The 22,725-nt window shown below is 34.5% G+C and carries 25 protein-coding genes; all 25 read right to left on the bottom strand.

Features of this window, described 5'->3' with window-relative positions:
- The 25 genes from VQL36_RS07960 to spoIVA all read right to left on the bottom strand — a co-directional run bounded on the left by VQL36_RS07960 (position 1) and on the right by spoIVA (position 22,577).
- Positions 1-591, bottom strand: coding sequence for an RNA polymerase sigma factor (locus tag VQL36_RS07960; protein ID WP_349248800.1), 591 nt, complete (start codon positions 589-591; stop codon positions 1-3).
- A gap of 597 nt (positions 592-1,188) precedes the next feature.
- On the bottom strand, positions 1,189-2,280 hold the full coding sequence (locus VQL36_RS07955) for a prephenate dehydrogenase (protein ID WP_349248799.1): 1,092 nt from the start codon (positions 2,278-2,280) through the stop codon (positions 1,189-1,191).
- Positions 2,281-2,316: 36 nt separating this feature from the next.
- A complete protein-coding gene (gene hisC / locus VQL36_RS07950; protein WP_349248798.1) occupies positions 2,317-3,408 on the bottom strand; it encodes a histidinol-phosphate transaminase in 1,092 nt (363 codons plus the stop codon).
- Positions 3,409-3,528: 120 nt separating this feature from the next.
- Positions 3,529-4,335 (bottom strand): tryptophan synthase subunit alpha, encoded by an 807-nt coding sequence (gene trpA / locus VQL36_RS07945; protein WP_349248797.1) that lies wholly within the window; start codon positions 4,333-4,335, stop codon positions 3,529-3,531.
- Complete coding sequence (gene trpB, locus VQL36_RS07940; protein WP_349248796.1) at positions 4,322-5,527, bottom strand: tryptophan synthase subunit beta; 1,206 nt, start codon at positions 5,525-5,527, stop codon at positions 4,322-4,324. The genes trpA and trpB overlap by 14 nt, the downstream gene beginning before the upstream one ends.
- Positions 5,520-6,227 (bottom strand): phosphoribosylanthranilate isomerase, encoded by a 708-nt coding sequence (locus VQL36_RS07935; RefSeq protein WP_349248795.1) that lies wholly within the window; start codon positions 6,225-6,227, stop codon positions 5,520-5,522. Before VQL36_RS07935 ends, trpB begins: the two co-directional genes overlap by 8 nt.
- Positions 6,224-7,012 (bottom strand): indole-3-glycerol phosphate synthase TrpC, encoded by a 789-nt coding sequence (gene trpC, locus VQL36_RS07930; protein ID WP_349248794.1) that lies wholly within the window; start codon positions 7,010-7,012, stop codon positions 6,224-6,226. Before trpC ends, VQL36_RS07935 begins: the two co-directional genes overlap by 4 nt.
- Positions 7,002-8,039 (bottom strand): anthranilate phosphoribosyltransferase, encoded by a 1,038-nt coding sequence (gene trpD / locus VQL36_RS07925; RefSeq protein ID WP_349248793.1) that lies wholly within the window; start codon positions 8,037-8,039, stop codon positions 7,002-7,004. Before trpD ends, trpC begins: the two co-directional genes overlap by 11 nt.
- Before the next feature lie 49 nt (positions 8,040-8,088).
- On the bottom strand, positions 8,089-9,618 hold the full coding sequence (gene trpE, locus VQL36_RS07920) for an anthranilate synthase component I (RefSeq protein ID WP_349248792.1): 1,530 nt from the start codon (positions 9,616-9,618) through the stop codon (positions 8,089-8,091).
- 340 nt (positions 9,619-9,958) lie between these two features.
- A complete protein-coding gene (gene aroH / locus VQL36_RS07915; RefSeq protein ID WP_349248791.1) occupies positions 9,959-10,327 on the bottom strand; it encodes a chorismate mutase in 369 nt (122 codons plus the stop codon).
- Positions 10,328-10,333: 6 nt separating this feature from the next.
- Complete coding sequence (aroB, locus tag VQL36_RS07910; protein ID WP_349248790.1) at positions 10,334-11,428, bottom strand: 3-dehydroquinate synthase; 1,095 nt, start codon at positions 11,426-11,428, stop codon at positions 10,334-10,336.
- A gap of 1 nt (position 11,429) precedes the next feature.
- Positions 11,430-12,593, bottom strand: coding sequence for a chorismate synthase (gene aroC, locus VQL36_RS07905; RefSeq protein WP_349248789.1), 1,164 nt, complete (start codon positions 12,591-12,593; stop codon positions 11,430-11,432).
- Positions 12,594-12,773: 180 nt separating this feature from the next.
- Positions 12,774-12,926 (bottom strand): hypothetical protein, encoded by a 153-nt coding sequence (locus VQL36_RS07900; RefSeq protein WP_349248788.1) that lies wholly within the window; start codon positions 12,924-12,926, stop codon positions 12,774-12,776.
- 247 nt (positions 12,927-13,173) lie between these two features.
- Positions 13,174-13,959, bottom strand: a complete 786-nt coding sequence (locus VQL36_RS07895; RefSeq protein ID WP_349248787.1) for a protein-glutamate O-methyltransferase CheR — start codon at positions 13,957-13,959, stop codon at positions 13,174-13,176.
- A gap of 7 nt (positions 13,960-13,966) precedes the next feature.
- A complete protein-coding gene (gene ndk / locus VQL36_RS07890) occupies positions 13,967-14,410 on the bottom strand; it encodes a nucleoside-diphosphate kinase (RefSeq protein ID WP_349248786.1) in 444 nt (147 codons plus the stop codon).
- Positions 14,411-14,483: 73 nt separating this feature from the next.
- A complete protein-coding gene (gene hepT, locus VQL36_RS07885) occupies positions 14,484-15,458 on the bottom strand; it encodes a heptaprenyl diphosphate synthase component II (protein ID WP_349248785.1) in 975 nt (324 codons plus the stop codon).
- 25 nt (positions 15,459-15,483) lie between these two features.
- Positions 15,484-16,341: a menaquinone biosynthesis protein gene (locus VQL36_RS07880; RefSeq protein WP_349248784.1), complete on the bottom strand. Its 858-nt coding sequence runs from the start codon at positions 16,339-16,341 to the stop codon at positions 15,484-15,486.
- Complete coding sequence (locus VQL36_RS07875; RefSeq protein WP_349248783.1) at positions 16,301-16,951, bottom strand: flavin prenyltransferase UbiX; 651 nt, start codon at positions 16,949-16,951, stop codon at positions 16,301-16,303. Before VQL36_RS07875 ends, VQL36_RS07880 begins: the two co-directional genes overlap by 41 nt.
- Complete coding sequence (locus tag VQL36_RS07870; protein WP_349248782.1) at positions 16,951-17,820, bottom strand: UbiA-like polyprenyltransferase; 870 nt, start codon at positions 17,818-17,820, stop codon at positions 16,951-16,953. The genes VQL36_RS07875 and VQL36_RS07870 overlap by 1 nt, the downstream gene beginning before the upstream one ends.
- Entirely contained in the window at positions 17,820-18,536 is a 717-nt protein-coding gene (locus VQL36_RS07865; RefSeq protein ID WP_349248781.1) for a demethylmenaquinone methyltransferase, read from the bottom strand. Before VQL36_RS07865 ends, VQL36_RS07870 begins: the two co-directional genes overlap by 1 nt.
- 18 nt (positions 18,537-18,554) lie before the next feature.
- The gene (locus VQL36_RS07860; RefSeq protein ID WP_349248780.1) at positions 18,555-19,418 is read right to left on the bottom strand and encodes a heptaprenyl diphosphate synthase component 1; all 864 of its coding nucleotides are present in this window, start codon (positions 19,416-19,418) and stop codon (positions 18,555-18,557) included.
- Positions 19,419-19,528: 110 nt separating this feature from the next.
- On the bottom strand, positions 19,529-20,059 hold the full coding sequence (locus VQL36_RS07855; RefSeq protein WP_349248779.1) for a hypothetical protein: 531 nt from the start codon (positions 20,057-20,059) through the stop codon (positions 19,529-19,531).
- Between the two features lie 86 nt (positions 20,060-20,145).
- Positions 20,146-20,364: a trp RNA-binding attenuation protein MtrB gene (mtrB, locus tag VQL36_RS07850; RefSeq protein WP_349248778.1), complete on the bottom strand. Its 219-nt coding sequence runs from the start codon at positions 20,362-20,364 to the stop codon at positions 20,146-20,148.
- A gap of 189 nt (positions 20,365-20,553) precedes the next feature.
- Positions 20,554-20,826 carry an HU family DNA-binding protein gene (locus VQL36_RS07845; protein ID WP_160647270.1) on the bottom strand — a complete coding sequence of 91 codons (273 nt, stop codon included), beginning with the start codon at positions 20,824-20,826 and terminating at the stop codon, positions 20,554-20,556.
- Between the two features lie 272 nt (positions 20,827-21,098).
- Positions 21,099-22,577, bottom strand: a complete 1,479-nt coding sequence (gene spoIVA / locus VQL36_RS07840; protein ID WP_349248777.1) for a stage IV sporulation protein A — start codon at positions 22,575-22,577, stop codon at positions 21,099-21,101.
- Positions 22,578-22,725: the final 148 nt, after the last annotated feature.

Here is a 22,725-nt window from a genome sequence, read left to right as displayed (position 1 = left end):
TTATTTCATCCCCTCATACTCCTCATATTTAGGTTCATGAAAGTATGGTTCCAATTGATTTTTCACACTAACCCTAGCTCTAAACAACAACGATTTTACTGAACTAATTGTTTGACCTAATATGTTTGCAATTTCCTGATAGTCTAGTTGATTATATTCTCTTAGTATAAGTGCAGATCTCTGTTTCTCTGGCAAATTATTTATTGCTTCTCTTACCAAGGAAACTTTTTCATTCCTAAGAATGGATTGCTCAGGCATCGTATCAAAAGCTGCTAATGGGATATATCCACTTTCATCATCAATAGATACCTTGGTGCTTTTATGTTTACGTAGTTCACTTAAAACAGTATTTCTAGCAATAGTATACAACCAAGTAGAAAAAGAAGCCTCTACTTCCCTAAATGTACTCAAACTGCGATATGCTTTATAAAACGTATCCTGACATAAATCTTCAGATGAGCTCTCCAAACCCGAGCTCTTCAACATATTGTAAATAAATGAATAAATTTTACGCTCATAACGCTTAATTAGTATTGAGTATAGTTGTGTATCTCCATCTTTTATATCTCTGATCAACTGGGAATCAGTCACTATACACATACCCCCTAGTCAAAACTCCTCCCCAGTGTTATATTATATTTTTACTGCACTAGGGATAAAAAGTTGCGTTGTTTTATTAAAAAAATCTTTCATACATTCTTAAAAAAGTGTATTCATATAAAATGAATTCATTCACATTAAATATGTATTTAGAATCTAGTAATTCATTCGACTACTTCCACGAGAAGCTCCGATGGGAGCTTTTGTTCATAAGGTAACTTTGTCAAAGATTTAATTGTAAACCATATTAGATAAAATTTCAAGCGATTTACTATATACAATTAACTCTTTATTTTTATATTATAACATGACTTTCTAAAATAAAAGTTACAATCCTCTAAGAACACTTTAATGAAACACGCAAAAATGGAGGCAAAAAAAAACACCTTCTAAATGAAGGTGGCTGCACATATTCCATGTGCTCATATTTGGATAGGAGTGGAGAGAAACCATACTGTATTAATAGTATAATGTATACGTTTTCATTTTGTCAACATCTTATTTTCCAATCCCTCTAAACCAAAAAATACGCTAATAAATAGGCTCGTTACTTTAATAAAATAGTAACGAGCCTATATTATTTAATATTTAAAAATGTACTGAGTAAGATAATTCTTTCAATGTTTGCACTGCATTTTCCAAATCATCTTCATCTCTAAATGATAGTCTCAAAATACCTGGTACTTCTCCGCGACTTTCGATTATTTCAATATTTTTCAGGCTAATTTTACGATTACCTAATTCAGATGTAATATGTCCAATCAATCCAGGATGATCGGGTATGTCAACATAGACGTCAAAAAGTGATGTGATAACTCCTTTTCTACGTTCAGGAAGTTTACTGCGAAAATCACTTGCAAATTTAAATTGATCTTCAACACCTTGCCCATCATCCATTTTTAATAAATCAGCAAATTTTGAAATCTCCTTTTGCCAATCATTCAAGAGGTGTAATAAGATATTTTTATTATTTAATAAAATATCTCTCCAAATTACAGGATCACCTGAAGCAATACGCGTAAGGTCTTTAAATCCTCCAGCAGCCAATCGTTCATACAAATCATTCTGTTCATTGTACTTTGAAATTTGATTAACCAAAGAAACTGCAATAATATGCGGCAAGTGACTGATTGCCCCAACAATATCATCGTGTGTGGAAGCATCTACTTTAATAATTTGTGATTTTGTATAGGTTAATAAATCCTCTAGTTTTTGATAAATATGATCAGGGATTTCAGGATCAGGTGTAAGCACATAAAATGCATTCTCAAACAAATATGAGGACGCAGCGTCAACTCCTGATCGCTCTGAACCTGCCATCGGATGCCCGCCGATAAAATAACCATTTGGCAGCGAAATTGATCTAGCACAAGATGTAATGGACTCTTTAGTACTGCCTACATCTGTGATGATGCAGTTGTTTTTTAAAGGAAGTTTGCTTAATTTTATCAAATAATCCTCTAACAAACCTACTGGCACACAAAGAAAGATAAAATCTGATTCCAGTGCTGCTTCTTCAATTGATGTAGTCGCCTCATCAACGACTTCTTTTTCTAAATATTTTTGCACGGATTTAGGATTGTTTGAATGACCTACTACTTTTATGTTCGGTTTACCCTTAAAACATAAAGCAAGTGACCCTCCGATTAAACCTACCCCGAAAATTGTAATCTTAGTCATTATATTCACTCTTTTTCTATGATGATGTGATTAGAATTAATTCACTTCTTGCAATACTGATTTTAATGCTTCTATAAACTCTTCATTTTGTTCTTGTGATCCTATCGTAACACGTAAAGAGGTAGGAAAGCCAAGCTGATGACCACCACGTATGATAATTCCTTTTTGAAGCAAACCTTGAAAAACTTGATCCGCCTGTTTTTTTACATCAACCATTACAAAATTTCCGTATGCAGGAAAGTAAGATAATCCCATGTTCTTAAACTGATCTGTTAAATAAGCTAAGCCCATTTTATTCTTCTCACGACAATCTCTAATAAATTCCTGATCTTCTATTGCCGCTAATGCAGCAGCTTGAGCAAAACTTGTAGTATTAAATGGTTCTCGTACTTGGTTGATCGTATGAATTACATCTGGATGTCCAATTCCATAACCAATTCTTAGTGAAGCTAATCCATATATTTTTGAAAAAGTCCTTAAAACAACAAAGTTGTTAAATTGTTTTAATAGCGACATGCTATCAGGAAATTCATTCTGCTCATTGTATTCTGCGTATGCTTCATCAAATACGACAAGCACATCTCTTGGAACTTTAGCCAAGAAGTTTTTCAATTCTTCATGATGATTTATGGTCCCTGTTGGATTGTTAGGACAGCAAATCCAAATGATTTTTGTATTCTTTGTAATTCTTGCTAACATTTCATTTAAATCATGTGTCCCATCTTTTAAAGGAACTTCAATACTAATAGCCCCTTCAATTTCAGCATTATGTTTGTATTGTGGAAATGTTGGAGTCGCCATAATGGTTTCGTCTCCTTTTACAAGAAAGGCACGTGCAATCATTAATATGACCTCATCAGAACCTGCTCCAACAATCAATTGATTCGACGATACATTGTAAAACTCGCTCAACTTTTCAGTTAGCTTTGTGCTAGCCCCATCAGGGTATATATTTATGTTCTCAAATTCTGCCATTATAGCTTCTTTTACGTTGTTAGAAAAACCATACGGATTTTCATTAGAAGCAAGTTTAATTATTTTTTCTAAACCAAATTCTGCTTTTACTTCGTCGGTAGATTTTCCAGGCTTATAAACTGGTAAATGAACAATATTGGACTTTGGATTCATACCGCTTCACCTCTACAATCAATAAATTTACCCATAAAAAAGAAGCATATCAAAGATGTTATTTCCCAGTTCATTAGTGAACTGGTGTTAAGAAATGGGCAGTATCTCTTAAAAACAAGACTATTCTTTTAATTGTGCCACAAATTTACGAATTTGCAATAGTCCTTTTTCTTTCGTTTCTGCAGATTGCAATAACGGCAGTTGTTCCTCAATATTACGAACGATTGCACTTCCTACTACAACACCATCACAGATTTTTGAAAATTTAGCAAACTGCTCATTTGTAGATATCCCGAAACCTACCGCTACTGGTAAATCAGTTGATTGTTTTACAAGAGATATAAAATCATCGATGCCATCATAAAAGGATGACCGGACTCCCGTTACACCTAATGAAGACACACAGTAAACAAACCCTGCTGCTTTTTTTGAGATTCTAGCAATTCTATCGTTTGAAGTTGGTGCCACAAGTGGAATGAGATGAATTTGGTATTGCTCAGATAGAGATCTCACTTCCTCATCTTCTTCGTTCGGAAGATCAGGAATAATAACTCCGCTAATCTGATGTTGCTGTAATTTCTCAAAAAAAGATTCAAGTCCAAATTGCAAAACAGGATTATAGTACGTAAAAAGTATAAATGGTAAAGATACGTTCTGTTGTCTAGCTTTTTTTGCAATTTCCAAACAGCTCTGGATATTTATACTATGTTTCAGTGCTCTTTGTGAAGCTCTTTGAATCACTGGACCATCGGCTAACGGATCTGAATAAGGAACACCTAATTCAACAATATCAGCTCCAGCCGCTTCTAATTGTTTAATAATTTGAATAGAGGTTTCTATATCAGGATCTCCCATCGTTAAAAATGGAATTAAAGCGGTTTTGTCCTGCATTTTAAGTTCTTTAAATTTTTGATCAATCAGATTCATGATAGTCCCCCTCTAAATAATGCATAATAGACTCAACATCTTTATCTCCACGTCCAGATAAATTAACAACTATCACTTGATCCTTATCCATCTTTGGAGCGACTTTCATCGTTTGAGCAATCGCATGAGCGCTTTCCAAGGCTGGAATGATTCCTTCTGTTCTGCTTAACAGTTTTAATGCGTTTAATGCTTCTTCATCCGTAATGGGAACATATTCTGCTCTTTTTGTATCTTTTAAATAGGCATGCTCAGGACCAACACCTGGGTAATCTAAACCTGCTGAAATAGAATGGGCTGGTTGGACTTGTCCAAACTCATCTTGTAATAAATAACTCATAGACCCTTGGAACACACCATGTGTTCCTTTTGTCATTGTTGCTGCATGTTGATCAGTATGAACACCTTTACCCGAAGCTTCAACACCAACTAATTTCACACTAAAGTCATTGACAAATGGATAAAATATACCAATTGCATTACTGCCACCACCTACACAAGCAATCACTGTATCAGGTAGTTTTCCTTCTGCATCGATAATCTGTTTTCTAACTTCTTCACCAATAATTTTTTGAAAATCACGTACCATCATTGGATATGGATGTGGTCCTACTACAGAACCCAGAATATAAAATGTATCATGAACATTGCTAACCCAATATCGTAAAGTCTCATTTCCAGCATCCTTTAGCGTTCGTGTTCCTGAAGTTACAGGTATCACTTCCGCACCTAATAAATTCATACGAAATACGTTTAGCTGTTGTCTTTTCGTATCTTCTTCACCCATGAAAACTTTACATTCCAAACCTAGTAAAGCAGCTACTGTTGCCGAAGCTACCCCATGCTGGCCTGCTCCAGTTTCAGCTATGACTTTCTTTTTACCCATTCTCTTTGCTAGTACACCTTGTCCAATTGTGTTATTGATTTTATGTGCCCCTGTATGATTTAAATCCTCTCGTTTTAAATAAATCTTTGCACCACCTAGATCTTCACTTAATCGCTCAGCATAATATAAAGATGTGGGACGACCAGAATATTGCTTTAATAAATATTGGATTTCATTCTGAAAATCTTTATCCTTTGCATAATGTTTGTATGCCTCTTCTAACTCAATTAGTGCGTTCATTAATGTTTCTGGAACGTATTTTCCTCCGAATTTTCCAAATCTTCCTTGTGTGTCTGGTACATTAAACATTTATTTTCACCCTTTCAACAAAGGTTTTTATTTTTTTAATATCTTTTATTCGATTCGTTTCAACTCCACTTGATACATCTACTCCATCAGGTTCATAAGTTGAAATTAATGAACTTACATTGTCTACATCTAGTCCTCCTGCTACGATCAAAGGAATATTATTTTTTTTCGTCCAACGTTGAACAATCGGAATCAAATCCCAATTAAAAGTTTCTCCAGTTCCACCACCAACTACTGGATCATAAGTATCCAACATTAACGCATCGATATGATTCACATATGGGTTTAAACATTTTGAACATTCTTCATCAACTTGTTCGTTAGAAATGATTGAATTATCAGTCAACAAAATCTGATGCAAGTTGGAAAAAACTTTAAATACTTTTATTTTAAGTGATTGCTTCACCCATTTACATAACTCAGGGGATTCTTGACCATGTAATTGTATGATATCTAATGGTGCATTTCTTATTGTTTCTTCAAGTTTTTGTTCACTTGGATTAACAAAAACCCCTGCGGTTTCTGGTACCTTAATCTGATGTTTTTTTAAAACTTGAATCATATCCGCTGCTTGCTCTGGTGTTACTTGCCTCTTACTTTTTGCAAATACAAAACCTATATAATCAATAGGAAGATTCAACATTGATTCAATCGTTGGCACACCTAAAATCCCACAGATTTTTACCATTACATTGTTCATGATCTATCACCCATAAGCTGATTTACTGCCAGTTCTACATTATCCTGTCTCATAAAATGCTCACCTACGAGTACAGCTCCAACACTTTTAGTTATTAGGTGATTTATTTGTGATGCATTTGAAATCCCACTTTCACTAACTACTGTAATCTCTTTCGGAATATGTGTTATTAAATTTTCAGTAGTTTGAATGTCTGTTTCAAAGGTTTTTAAATTACGGTTATTGATTCCAATTAAAGAAACATCCAATGATAGAACTTGCTCTAATTCTTCTAAATCATGAACTTCTATCAATGTATCCATTCCTAAGTCAGTTGATAATTTACTAAGTTCACGCATCTGCTCTAGTGTTAATATTGATGCAATTAAGAGAATAGCATCTGCTCCAACAATTCTAGCCTCATAGATTTGTAAAGGATCAATAATAAATTCCTTCCGTAAAAGCGGGAGATCCACCACTTCCCGAACATTTTTCAAGTATTTTATAGAACCTTGAAAATATTCCTTATCTGTTAATACAGAGAGACAGTCTGCCCCGGCTTTTTCATAACTCTTTGCGATTTCCACTGGGTTAAAATCCTCACGAATTAACCCTTTAGACGGAGATGCTTTCTTCACTTCTGCAATTAAACCCATGGATCTATTTTTAGTTTGTGTTAGGGCTTTTTTAAATCCTTTACAAGGAGGTAAGGTTGAAATGATGCTTTTATAATTACTTATGGAAAATACATTTTTTAAACTTTCAACTTCTTCTTTTTTAGTTGCTACGATTTGATCAAGAATCATGGCTAATCTCCTTTGTAAAGTCTACTAATTCATCTAATTTTGCATAAGCTTTTCCACTATCAATCATATTGGCAGCAATTTTAACACCTTCCTGCAGAGATGAACAGTGATTAAACACATAAAAACAAGCACCTGCATTTGCTAATACAATATTTCTACGAGCTCCTTTTTCACCTTTAAAAATGGAACGTATAATTTTTGCATTTTCTAAGGCATCTCCACCTGCTATCTCTTCTATGGGGTAACTCTTAAGTCCTAAATCAAAAGGGGTAATATCATACGTGTTAATGATTCCATCTTTTAATTCACTAACCTGGGTTGGAGCTGAGATGCTAATTTCATCCAATCCGTCATAACTAGAAACAACAAGTGCTCTTTCTAATCCCAATTCATTTAACACAGAAGCAATAAGCTCCGTTTTATTTCGATCAAAGACCCCCATCAGCTGTCTATCTGCGTTTGCGGGATTTGTTAATGGTCCCAACATATTAAATACGGTACGAAATCCGAGTTCTCTTCTTGGTGCTGCGACATTTTTCATAGATTCATGATATTTTTGTGCAAACATAAAACATATACCCACATGATCAATACATAGCTGGGCTTGATTATGATCTAGATTAATATTTACTCCTAATGCTTCAAGCACATCAGCACTTCCACTTTTGCTAGACATGGCTCGATTGCCATGTTTAGCAACTCGTATGCCACCAGCTGCTGCGACAATTGCGGATGCTGTGGAAATATTAAACGTATTTGCACCATCACCACCTGTTCCACATGTATCTAATAATGGATGATTCTGTGTCTGAACTCTGTGGGATTTGCTCCGCATCGTTTCAGCAAATCCAGTAACTTCTTCAATCGTTTCTCCTTTTATTCTTAACGCAGTTAAAAGGCTCCCAATTTGCACTCCAGTTGCACGACCTTCCATCATCTCTTCCATCACATGACGAGCTTCAACTTTAGATAATTGTTTTCCATCTAACAATTTTATCAATACATCTTTGATCACATTTGTTTCCATATACTGTTTCTCCCCCCTAGATATGAACAATTACATATTTGAGATTTCATTAATAATAATCCTGATTCACTAAACTAAACTGATCTTTGTTAAACCACACTTCGGCCAATCGAATTGCTTTGAGCAGTGCCATTGCCTTATTGACTGTTTCCTCATATTCCTTTTCAGGAACTGAATCCCACACAATGCCCGCACCAGCTTGCACATAAGCTTTTCCATTTTTAAAAATAATCGTTCGAATAGTAATACAGGTGTCTAAATTTCCTGAAAACCCTAAATAGCCAATTGCCCCTGCATAAGCTCCTCTAGCTTCATTTTCAAATTCAGCTATAATTTCCATCGCTCTTAATTTAGGTGCGCCTGATACTGTGCCTGCTGGCAAGCAGGAAATAAAGGCATCAAAAAAATCTTTGTCTTCTCTAAGTTTTCCAGATACATTGGAAACAATATGCATTACATGTGAATATCTTTCTATTTCCATAAACGTATCACATTTTACAGTACTAAACTCTGCCACTCGTCCGATGTCATTTCGTCCTAAGTCTACTAACATAAGGTGTTCAGCTAATTCTTTAGGATCAGAAAGAAGATCCTTTTCGTGCTGTAAATCTAATTCTTCTGTTTCTCCCCTTGGTCTCGTACCAGCAATCGGTTTCGTTTGAACACGTCCTCCCTCAACCCTCACTAGAGATTCAGGAGAAGTTCCTACAATGACCTCATCCTCCATCTTTAAATAATACATATATGGTGAAGGATTCATCGTTCTAAGAACTCGATATACATGTAATGGCGAAATTTCTGTTTCAATTTCAAACCTTTGGGATAACACGACTTGAAAAATATCCCCTGCTCGGATGTATTCCTTTGCTGATTCTACATTTTTCATGAATTGATCTTTCGTTACATTTGAATGTATATGTTTTAAATCAACATCAGATTTCTGATTTTGTGCCATCGGTGGGACAGCTAACGGTTTTTGTAATCTTAAAATAGTCTCATCAATACGTTTGCAAGTTTCACTATACGCTTTTTCAATTTCCATATCTGTAGCTCGATTTGGCACATGTACATTAGCAATAATTTTTACCTGTTGTTTAAAATGGTCAAAAACAATTACTTCATCACAAAACATAAATTGTATATCATTCATTTGTAAATCATCTATGTCATGGGCTGGGAGATTTTCGTAATATTGTAATAAATCATATCCAAAAAAACCAACTGCTCCTCCTGTGAATCTTGGTAAATCGGATAATGCCGGACTAGAATATGAACGAAGCAGTTGTTTCAAAGCCTCAATAGGCTGATCTTTCACATTTTGTTTTTTACCATGTTTGTTAATTGTTATGTTTCCATTTTTACCTTGGATAATTAAAAATGGATTTTTACCTATGAAGGAATATCTAGCCCAATTCACCCCACCCTCAACACTCTCTAACATGAAAGCATTCCTCTCTTCATGAAAATGGTTGAAAACTCGAATTGGTGTTTCAATATCAGCAAGTATGTCATGTACAATGGGTATTAAATTATGTTCTCTTGCTAAATCCTTCACTTTAGTGATTTCAGGATAATACATTCATGATCAACTCCTTGTGATGTAATATAAATTCTTAAAAATAACAAAACACCTCTGCTTTAACATAGCAGAGGTGTTTTTTATGAATTATGAAATAATAGTCCGTTTTAATGTACCCCAAATAAATATACTTCAACGTTATAATTACAAAAAGTTATAACAAATAAAAACGTGAAAACAAAATGATAAACTTGTTTTCAAAACTTCTGTAATTATGGATGATGGGGAATTAAATTTAAAAATCTCATCTTTACTCTACTTTGGACTACAAATCCATCTATACTCATCTAACTAAACTCTACTATTCTAAATTTAATATACACTATGAAAAACAAATAAGTCAATTTGGTTTTAAATCAGGACGAAGTTTTGTTGCTTCATTCAAATAAACATGTTTCATTTCATTTTGTTGTTTTGTTGTGTTGATCTGGACCATTAAGCGAATGCATCTTGGTAAACTTCCTGGTACATCAATTTCCAACGAGCACATTAAAGGTACAAGGTCCCATCCACTCATTTGACGTATCGTTCTAGCAGGAAATGTTGCAGTAATATCATGTGTTACCGTTACAAAAACACTGCAAATGTCTTCAGGATTCACATCGTTTTCCATAACAATCGTTTTTAATAATTCAGAAGTAGCATTTAATATTTCAGACTCCTCGTTTTTCTCTACGGTAATTGCTCCTCTTATTCCCCTAACATACATAATATATTATCCCTCCAATCTTAAGTGCTCAACTATCTCTCTAATCAAATCTATGGATATTCCTCTTTGAATATGCGCTTCTCCAATATCTTTTAATATTGTAAATACAACTTGTCCTTCACTAAATTTTTTATCATGTAACATAGCTTCCATAATCTCGTCCACATTTAAATGGTTTGGAATTTGAGTAGGTAAACCATATTTTTTCAATACAGATTTTGTTTCAATGTAAATTTGCTCTGGATATCCAAGATGAACAGATAACTTTGCCGCACCAACCATGCCAATCGATATCGCTTCACCGTGTAAAAGTTCGTTGTAGTTCGATACCGCTTCTAAAGCATGTCCGATCGTATGTCCGAAGTTAAGTATCGCTCTTAATCCATTTTCACGTTCATCTTCAGATACAACTTGAGCTTTTATTTTACATCCATTATATAATGCATACTCTAGTGATTCAGCATCTAATGTTAACAATTTTTCTGCATTCGTGTAATTCCATTCAGCAAATTTTGCATCCCAGATGAGACCATGTTTTATTACTTCTGATAAACCTGCTTTTATTTCTCTTACAGGTAGTGTTCTTAAAGTTGAAGTATCATATAGAACCATTTGAGGTTGATGGAAAGCTCCAATAATATTTTTTGCCATCGGGTGGTTTACTGCAACCTTTCCCCCAACACTGCTATCATGAGCAAGAATTGTTGTTGGAATTTGTACAAAAGGAATACCTCTCATAAAACTAGCAGCTACAAATCCAGCTAAATCTCCGACCACTCCACCACCTAAAGCAATTATAGAAGATTTTCGATCTAAGCCTTCATCTAAAGCAACCCCAACAATTTTTTCTAACATAGATAAAGATTTAGAAGTTTCACCAGATGGAACGATATATTCGCAAACTTTATAACCACTCTCCTGCAATGGCTCCTTTACTTTCTTTAAATGTAGAGGAGCAATATTGTCATCTGTAATAATCATAAGTGGAGAGCGAGGGTTAATCTGATGCTTCCCGAAATAAGTACTAATTCGATCTAAAATGCCATTACCGATATATATTGGGTAAGAACGATCGCCTAAATCAACAACTAATTGTTTCATATTAGTAACGCTCCAGCTGCTCTAAATAATTATTTATATTTTTACGAATCTCTTCTATGGAGTCTCCACCGAATTTTTCCATTAATGCACATGCTAGTTCCCATGCGACAACATGTTCCATCACAACACTAGCAGCTGGCACAGCACAGCTGTCAGAACGTTCAACTTGAGCAGTAAATGGTTCTTTTGTATCGATATCTACACTTGCTAAAGGTTTGTATAATGTGGGAATGGGTTTCATTACTCCCCTAACAACAATAGGTTCGCCATTTGTCATGCCGCCTTCAAATCCACCTAAACGATTCGTTTTACGATGATACCCTTTATCTGGGGTATATAAAATTTCATCATGCACTTCTGAGCCTCGAATTGAGCCTGCTTCAAATCCTATCCCAATCTCACAGCCTTTAAAAGCATTGATGGATACTACTGCTTGAGCAATTCTTCCATCTAATTTCCGGTCCCACTGAACATGACTGCCAAGACCTATCGGAACACCTTCTACGATGCACTCCACAATACCGCCAATGGAATCTCCTTCTTTTTTCACTTGATCAATATGGGCTATCATTTTTGCTTCAGCTTCTTTATCTACTACTCTTACTGGAGATTCTTCTGTGACACGGATTAATTCATCAATTGGAAGATTTTCAACCTGTGCTTCTACTTCTCCTATACGAATGACTTGACCAGCAACTTTGATTCCGAATTCAGCAAGAAATTGTTTTGCAACTGCACCTACTGCTACTCTTGCTGCCGTTTCCCTAGCGCTGGAACGTTCAAGTACATTTCTTAAATCTTTATGATTATATTTTAAACCTCCGTTAAGATCTGCATGTCCTGGACGAGGTCTGTGCACGCGTCTTTTTTCTTCGTCTGATCCTTCAATAGGTTCTATATTCATCACAGTAGTCCAATGTGTCCAGTCTTTATTTTCTACAACTAGTGCAATTGGAGCTCCTGTAGATTTTCCATGTCTTACTCCACCTACTATGTTTGCTGCATCCTTCTCAATCTGCATTCTTCTACCGCGTCCATACCCCTTTTGACGTCGCTGCAACTCTCTATTTATTTCTTCAAAATTAATTTTCAAATTACTTGGCATACCTTCAATAATTGCAGTTAACTGAGGTCCATGTGTTTCACCAGCTGTTAAATATCTCACTCATTAAATCCCCCTTCATTCTTTTCCACATGACTAGTGTCCGTCTTCCATTCCTAGAATTCATGTTGATAATTATAGTATAGTTGAGTACAGTTGACAAGAAAGCAAAAAAACACGCTAGCTATTTTGCTTAACGTGTTTTTATAGGATAGGAAAGTATTCCATCCTCACACTATATCTTTATCTCACTTTTTGTGTTTTTTGCTGATCCGACCAGTTTGAATCATGAACAACTTTCATAATCTTTACTGAATCTATTCCTAAGATTTGAGCACATTCCTTTGTGGTTAGAAACCCTCGTTGATAAGCTTCTATCACCTTTCTTTTATCCATAAGAGAACCCTCCAAGTATAGTGTACTCCCATTAGGAATAGTATGGGTAAACTTGGAATCTTTTATTCGTAAAGAGTAATTCACTTAGTTGGGGAGAAGGCAACCAAAAGAAACTGAATATCGTTAGACATTAATTCATGAAACATATGACTTTTCGAAAGCGGATGTTCTGATGTCGATTGTGGACACAAGAATGTGAACGGTATTAGTCTAGGTACCTTAATCTATGTGGAGCGAATAAGGTCATTCATTTTGTTATCTTCCTATAAAAGAACATATCCTCTGTTTCTAATTGGTAATCTTTTGGCGAAAAAATTTGCTCCGTACTTCCTACAAATAAAATACCACCTGGTTTTAGAGCATCAGAAAATTTCTGATACAATAAATGTTTTGCCTCATTGGTAAAATAAATCAGAACATTTCGGCAAATAATCAAATCAAATCGTTTTTCAAAAGGATCGGATAATAGATTCTTTTTTTCAAAAAATATATTTTCTTGTAATTGACTAGATATTTTATATAAAGACTGTTCTTTTTTAATGTATTTAAAGTATTTGTCAGGCAACTCACGTAAAGAGCGTTCGTCATACTTGCCTTCCTTTGCTTTTTTCAGCACCCCTGCATCTAAATCAGAAGCAATAATTTTATATCTAGAAGACTGAGTCTGTTCAGCTAAAATCATAGAAAGCGTATAAGCCTCTTCTCCTGTAGAACAGCCTGCACTCCAACAAACAAGCTGTTCTTTTTGAGTTAATAATTCAGGAATGTATTTTTTCTCCAATAAACTCCAACGATTTGGATTTCTCCAAAATTCGGATACATTTATGGTCATTCGATCTAAAAACTCATCCTTTAATTCAGGATGTATTAATATGTCTTTTAAATATTCCTGAAAATTTTCATATCCTCTTTTATTTTTTAACATAGTGAGTCTTCGCTTCATTTGAGTTTCTTTATATTGAGATAGATCAACATTAATATGTTGTTTTAGTTTCCTAATAAATGAGCGATAATCAGAATCTAAATCTAACATAGGAGGTTTAGATCCAAGCCATTAATGATTTTTCGTAGGAAACTAATTCAGATTCATTAAAAATGTTAACTATTTCTCTTGCAGCACTTTCATTACTATCAGATCCATGAATAATATTTAAACTCATGTGCGCAGCAAAATCACCACGGATTGTACCTGGTTGAGCATCAGCAGGATTCGTTTTTCCAATCATCATTCTAGAAATATCAATGATATTGTCCCCTTCCCAAACCATTGCAAAAACAGGTCCAGAAGTGATGAAGTCAATTAATTCACCAAAAAAAGGTTTATCTTTATGTTCTTCATAGTGTTTTTCTGCTTGTTCCTTAGTTAAAACAGTGAATTTACCTGCTAATAGTTGAAAACCTTTTTGTTCAAATCGAGTAATAATTTCACCCATAACATTTCTTTGAACTCCATCTGGTTTAATCATTAAATATGTTTTTTCCATGTTTAACCCTCCACAAATGTGATAATTTAAGTAAATGCAAAATTACAACAAGGTAATTTTACCTTGTCATAAGTTAGTATTTACGACTCAAAACAAAGTTTGCAATATCATGCAAATCCTTCTTTGTTTTTATATCAGGTAATTGGTCTAATTGATTAATGGCTTTATGTATATAACGATTTGCCAATGACTCTGCTTTGTCAATACCTTTACTACTACGAACTAATTGGATGAACTCATTCACATCTGACTGGTCTTCTGATCTTTTTATTTTTTGAATTAGTGATAACAGAGGTGAGTTTAAATCCTTTTCCTGTAGGGCATATATCATAGGGAGTGTTATATTTCCCTGTTTAATATCACTACCTGGAGGTTTTCCTATCTGGTTTTCAGTTCCACATAAATCCAAAACATCATCCGTGATTTGAAAGGCCATACCAACATTGTAACCAAATGAATAAAGAGTTCTCACTGTACTTTTAGGCGCTTCAGCAGCTAAAGCTCCTAACTGACAACTGATTGCAATTAACAACGCAGTTTTTCTACGAATACGAAGTAAATAATGACGAACAGATTGCTCTGTATTAAAGAAATCACGTATTTGTTCCATCTCTCCAATACACATCTGAACGATCGATTTGGATAAGATTTGATGTATTTTTGGATTTTCCAGTTGAGTGACTACAGTTAAAGCTTTTGCAAATATATAATCTCCAGTATACATCGCAATTTTGTTATCCCATTTTGCCATAACGGTTTGTTCGCCTCTACGAGTTATTGCATTATCGATCACGTCATCATGAACTAGGGTTGCCATATGAATGAGTTCTAATGCAGCTGCAACATTTTTCAAATTTTCTAGATGATAGTTTCCAAACTTTCCTGAAAGCAATACAAATACAGGACGAATTCTCTTTCCCCCTGCCTTTAACAAATGAAGTGAGGTTTCATTTAATACGTCATGATTGGATTGTATATTTCTTTCTAGTTCACTCTCTATATACTGAATATCTTTTTTATAACGTGCGTAGATGTCTATTAGCTTCATTGTATCTCCTATAACATCAAGATTTTTATAATTTCGATAACTCCTGCTCGGTCCACATTTGAATGGGGACTTGCTCTGGTATTAGATTCATCTCTCTAGCATACTGATAATATAACTTTAACCCATTTTTTTGTAATTGTCCAAAGTCATGGCTTAATTCAGAAAAATATTTTATCCAAAATAACTTTGATCCCCCAATTCTAGCTTGTGCTTCTTTGATCATCTCTGTTTGATCACTTATACCAAGCTCTTTACTTTGCTTTAGTGAACTAAATATATTTTGCATCATTGTAGGGTTAAAATCAGCGATTTCTCTACGAACAGCCCAAACTGCAAATGTCATCCAACTATTCGTCAAACTCGTCCAAAGCTCACCTAAATCTGTAACATTATAATGTGAATTTGCCCATTTAGCTTGAATAGCATCGTCCCCAATCAGTAATGCAGCGTCAGCTTCCTTCATCATTTGATCTAAATGTGGAGTAGAGTGAAAATATTGGGGCTCCCCTTTATAAAATTTATGAATAATAATTTTCAACAAATTAACGGACGTTGCTGAAGTTGTTGGGAGTGCAATTTTTCCATGAACAATTTGCTCTAGTGGTTTTTTATGAAATAACAAAATTGAATTCACTTTACCAAAAGAGCTTACAGATAAATCAGGAAATAACACATATTTTCTAAAAGTTTCGGCATAGGCAAAAGAAGAGATAGGTGCCATGTCTAATTTCCCTTCCGATAGAGCTTTATTGAGTTTCGTTGGCACTTCTGTTACAAATTGTATTTGATTTTCAAATTTCTTTTTAGGAAAATGATATAATATAGGCCATATATTCGTGTAATTAATTTCCCCTATTCGAATCAAATCCATTTTTCGACTCATCTAAATCTCCCCATCTAGTAAACATATTATGTTTTATTCCCATCATATCTAAAACTTTACCCACCAAAAATGAAACGATATCATCAAGCGTTTTAGGTTTATAATAAAAAGCAGGCATTGCAGGTATGATTGTTGCACCTGTTTTTGACAACCTGAGCATGTTTTCCAAATGAATCATATGAAGTGGAGTTTCTCTAGGTACGACGATTAACTTTCGTCCTTCTTTTAACATAACATCAGCTGCACGTTCCATCAAATTATCCGACATTCCGTGTGATATCCCAGCTAAAGTCCCCATAGAACAAGGTATAATAATCATGCCTTCTGTTTGATAAGAACCGCTTGCAATACTAGCGCCTATATCCTGAATTGGAAAATAAGTATATTCCCCTGGATATATTGAAAAATATTTGTTTAAAGTTTCTTGTCTCTGGGATACGTCCCAGTTTAATTCTTCTTTAAGAACACGCCACCCTGCATCCGTAATTAAGATTTTCACATGGTATCCTAACTTAAGTAAAGTCTCGCATAATCGCACACCATATATAGCCCCACTGGCTCCGGTAATTCCTACAATCCATTCTTTATCTGTTTCGATCAATTGGCTCATTACTGATACACCACCAAATCAATTAACGTAAAAACGAAAACAACGACACTAAGTACACCATTCATCGTAAAAAATGCTGCATTTAATTTAGACAAATCATTTGGTTTAACAAGTTGATGTTCGTAAATCAACAATAAGGCAGCTATTAAAGTTCCAACTAAATACCACCAACTTAAATTAGCTAAAAACATAATGCTGACTAATCCAATAGCTGTTATGAAATGAAGGAACTTGGCAATTTTTAATGCATTTGCTATTCCAAATGAACTTGGAATGGAATATAACCCTTCTTTACGATCAAATTCTATATCTTGACAAGCATATATGATATCAAAACCAGCTGTCCATAAAGCAACAGAAACAAATAAAATGATTGCAGTTGTATTAATCTCACCCGTAATGGCAACCCATCCACCTAAAGGAGCTAGAGCAATAGTAAAGCCAAGAATAAGGTGACATGCCCAAGTGAATCGTTTTGTATATGAATAAAAAACTAAGAAAAACACAGCAATAGGCAACAATTTAACAGCTATTGGATCCAATTTTGCAGAAGCAAAAAACAATAAAGCAAAAGACACAACAATAAATAGTATCACTTCTTTAGATGAGAGCAAACCTGCTGGAATGGCTCTTGCTGCTGTTCTCGGGTTTTTACCGTCTATCACTTTGTCTATCAATCGATTCAAGCCCATTGCAGCACTTCTAGCACCAATCATGGCTAAAATAATCCACCCAATTTGTGCCCAAGAAGGTAAATGACCATTCATCGTATAGGACCCTAGAACAGCTCCCATAAAAGCAAAAGGCAATGCAAATATCGTGTGTTCAAACTTAATCATTTCTAGAAATATTTTAGTTTTCTTTAACATCAATCTGAATTCCCCTTTTTGCCAATATGAAGTGCAGCAATCCCCCCGGTTAATGGATATGCTTCAACCTCATTTAAACCAATTTCCTTAAATATACCCGCAAGTTCCTTATGATCAGGAAATGTGACTAACGATTCTGGTAGCCATTTGTATTGCTCATATTTTTTAACTACTATTTTTCCAATTAAAGGAAGAATTCTGTTAAAATAAAAATAATATATGGATTTAAACGGTTGCCAAGTAGGTTTTGATAATTCCAAACAGTAAACTTGTCCACCTGGTTTCACTACTCTTCTCATTTCTTTTAGAACCTGCCTAAGGTCAGGAACATTTCGAAGCGCAAGACCAATTGTCGCGTAATCAAAAGAATTATCTTCAAATGGTAACTCCATTGCATCTCCGTGCACTAAGTCAATTTGATCGTCCAACCCAGAAGATTTTACTTTTTTCTTTCCTATTTCTAACATGTTTAAACTAAAATCAAGACCAACAACCTTCCCTGTTTTACTTTCCTCTGCCATGCTAATTGTCCAGTCACATGTGCCGCAACATAAGTCAATCGCTGTCTCACCAGGTTGCATATTCATTTTTTTCATCGTAAATTTGCGCCATGCTTTATGACGTCTAAAACTTATAATATCATTCATTACATCATACTTAGGTGCAATATTTTCAAATACAGAGTGCACAAATTCTTTTTTTGCATTTCCTTCCAACTCAATCACCTTTTTTCGTTAAACTTTAGAAGCAGATAAATATGACATGAAGGGTTTTCCTATTTTTTCTAGTTCTTTTTTAATGTTCTCATTTTTTATATTATTGACTTTTTCACTCACATCTTTCCATTGATTCTCTAACATCTGATGGAGTTTAACTTTGATGTTATATTTCAATAAAACGGATTGTATCAAAGACGTATCACAACTATCTTTTTTTAACATTTCCTTCTCTTCAGAAGTAGCTTGTTTTAAAATATACCAATAAGCCCAGCTTCCCTTTAAATCCTTAATCTGGTTCTGATTCATTTTATCAATTTCCTCAGTAATAAGTTCGCATTTTGTTATTGAAACTAAAATGTCAGGCCATTGTTTTTGCAGCATTTCGTCCATATAATTAGCAAAAATAAGATATAACTGTGATTTTATATCAATGCAGTGTTGAAAATAATCTTCAGCACTTAATTTAAATTTTTCCATTTTCATATATAAATTTATTTTTAATCGATTTACCTCACTAATAGCTTGAGATAAAGAATGGATGGTATCTATCTGTCCGGCTTGAGATAATAAGTGATAAAATTTACTGCTAAAATAGTCCCCAGCTAAAACTCTAAGTTGTCTTGTTCGCATCTTCTTCATCTCGACCTGTTCTTCTCCGACATCAACCAGATCATGTGTATCCATCCCCATTTGTATTAATGAAGTCACCAATGTATACAACTCAGAAATTTTATCAGAAGTTGAGGTGGAATGCTTATTTAGAAAAATATAGAGCAACCTTGAGCGAGAATACGGAAAAGAAGGAAGGTCCGTATGTTTTTGAATCATATCATACTGTGTACTTTTTTTTGCTAGTTCAGGAACTACATAGCCATCCATTTAATTGCCTCCGAAATCATTACAATATTAAAATCTAAATTATTATATCATATCCATCTAACACACGCACTTTATCAAAATACATTTTTGATTTTAGTTATTCAACTGATTTAAGAGATGTCATTTATCCATTGATCCCAGTAATCCGTAGTTTTCAATTTGAAAAATGAAGTTAACAACTCTTCGTAACTATTCTCTATCTGATCCATATCTTTTGACCAACGACCTGCACTTGCGTCAATCGTCATCAAAAGCTTTTGATGACCTCCACTTAATTGATTATAGTCAAACACTCTGATCAAGATTAATTTTACATTTGAAGTATCTTCAAAACCCGATCGAATGATCGTATATAAATCTCTGTAAACTAGATTTGAATCCTTGATTTGCCCCGAGATAATCAAGTCAATAGATAGTGTTGAATGATCCCAACCCACCTTACTAAGATTATTTTGAATAGGCAGATTACTCATGAAATCAACAATATTATTTTCTTTTAATTGAACGACTTCCTTAATTAATTCTTTTTTATCACTAATTTTCGGTCCAGTCTCTTTAAATTCCAATTGAAAAAATTTTGACAATATGAATGGGATGATCAACATCATTATTGAGATAAGGAATATCCGATTCCACTTCACATCATTCTCCTCCTAATTTTTCCTTCCCTATATCCCATTGTACAAACAAAAATGGCAGGCTATGACTGCCTGCTCATAAAATATTTTTATTCACTTTCAATAATTCCATGTTTCGTTTGAATTGTTGCCTTACCTCTAACTTTTACAGCAGAAGTATGCTCTGTAAATTGAGCAATCATCACTTCTCCTTTGCCTAGTTTTTCAGTATGATTAAATCTCGTATCCTGTCCTCTTGTTAATCCGATTACGTTCACACCATCTTCATTTGCTTTAATTATAACGTATTCATCATTTATTCTCTGCATGATACGCCTCCATTTCTTTCGATCAATTACACCGTACCTCAGAATTATATCATATTTTCTAAAAACCTCTATCATTGCTAATTCTCATAAAATAACATTATAAAAGTGATTATAGAGAAATTAAAACCGCTGTATCAAATAGAACAGATACAACGGTCTTTAATAAATAGCTATAAAAATATGTATTTATTAATTTATACCTTCTTTTAAAGCTTTACCTGGTTTAAAGGCCGGCACTTTACTAGCTGCAATATCAATTTCTTCCCCTGTTTGAGGATTACGGCCCTTTCTTGCAGAACGTTCACGAACTTCAAAATTACCGAATCCAACTAATTGTACTTTATCTCCGCTTTGTAACGCTTCTGAAATGGCTTGGAAAACAGCATCAACAGCTTTGGATGCATCCTTTTTTTGAAGCTCTGCTGTTTCAGCAACCTTAGTAACTAATTCAGATTTATTCAAGTTCTTCACCTCCTCCCAAAAATATTATATTATCATTTGTGTTAACCTTTTTAAATAAAAATATACATATAGTCATTGAAAAATGTATATTTTACTACTTTTTAATCTGATAAACACAAGGAATAATACAAATTGGGTTTAATATTCTTCCAAATCCTAATATATTATACATTTTCCTTTTAAAAAAGAAAAGAGCAAAAAACCGATTTAACCTTAATATTTCGGAAAATCGGTTTATTCACTTTATCTTGCACTGGTTTTCGTACTGGCATCTATAATATGATAGCTATTAATCCACCAGATCCTTCATTCGTAATTCTTCCTAACGTTTCTTGTAGTTTATGTCTTGCATTCTCTGGCATCATCGCTAGTTTTACTTGGATTCCTTCCTGGACAATTGATTGTAATGATCTGCCAAAAATATCGGAATCCCATATTCTAACTGGATCATCTTCATAATCCTGCATTAAATACCTTACCAGTTCTTCACTTTGCTTTTCTGTGCCTATAATTGGTGCAAACTCTGACTCTACATCCACACGTATCATGTGTATGGATGGAGCCACCGCTTTTAAACGGACTCCAAATCTTGATCCTTGTCGGATAAGTTCTGGTTCTTCTAAAGTCATATCCTCTATAGGTGGAGCAGCTATACCATATCCAGTTGCTTTCACCATCTCAATGCCTTCAGCATAATGATCATACTCTCTTTTAGCATGGCTAAATTCCTGCATTAGTTGAAGCAAATGATCTTTCCCTCTGATTTCTACCCCAACTACCTCCATAAGAATTTGATCATACAATTCATCTGGAGCGTATAAATCAATTTCAGCTATACCTTGCCCCATATTCATTCCTGCTAAAGACGCTCTATCAATAAAGTCAAACCCTTCAAAATTCCCAACTACTCGATCCACATCTCGCAATCTACTAATATCCTTTACAGTCTCCCTAACACTTTCTTCGAAATTTGTTCTCAGCCAGTGATTTTCATCCAAAACCATCACCCAGCTTGGCAGATTCACATTCACTTCATGAACAGGGAACTCGTACAGTACTTCTCTTAATACAGAAGTCATCTCTCGTTCACCCATAGTGTCTACACTCATTGGCATCACAGGAATGTCATATCTTTGGGACAAATCTTCACAAAGTTGATTTGTATCAGGATGATCTGGTCGAGTTGAATTTACAATTAAGATAAATGGTTTACCTACTTCCTTCAACTCATTAATAACACGTTCCTCAGCTTGAACATAAGATTCTCTATCAATATCTGTGATAGACCCATCCGTTGTAATAACTACACCTAATGTAGAATGCTCTTGTATAACTTTTCTTGTACCTATTTCTGCTGCCTCTTGAAATGGTATCGGATCTTCAAACCATGGTGTATTAATCATTCTAGGTCCATTTTCATCCTCATACCCATGTGCGCCTACAACAGCATAACCAACACAATCTACCATACGCACATTAACATCTAAACCTTCATCTACAGTAATCTTTACTGCATTATTTGGAACAAACTTAGGTTCTGTTGTCATGATCGTTCTACCAGAAGCACTTTGAGGCAGCTCATCCTTTGCTCTAACTCTGTCAGCCTCATTAGAGATGTTCGGTAATACGATGGTCTCCATAAATCGTTTAATAAAAGTAGATTTACCAGTTCGAACCGCACCAACAACCCCTAAGTAAATATCCCCACCTGTCCTTTCTGCGATGTCCTTAAAAATATCCACTTTTTCCAAAAAGATCCCCTCCTATACAAGGTATCGTACATTCAATTGGACTAGTAACAATATATGTAACAAAAAAATGAATATGACTGAATTTTAAACAACCCCGCCTATTTCTTTACTAAATAAAATTACTTTTAAACAATATTCACTGAAAAAT

The organism is Chengkuizengella sp. SCS-71B, assembly GCF_040100845.1.
Taxonomy (GTDB): Bacteria; Bacillota; Bacilli; order Paenibacillales; family KCTC-33759; genus Chengkuizengella.
The sequence above is the reverse complement of the archived record's forward strand: the minus strand, read 5'-3'. Positions and strand labels throughout refer to the sequence as shown.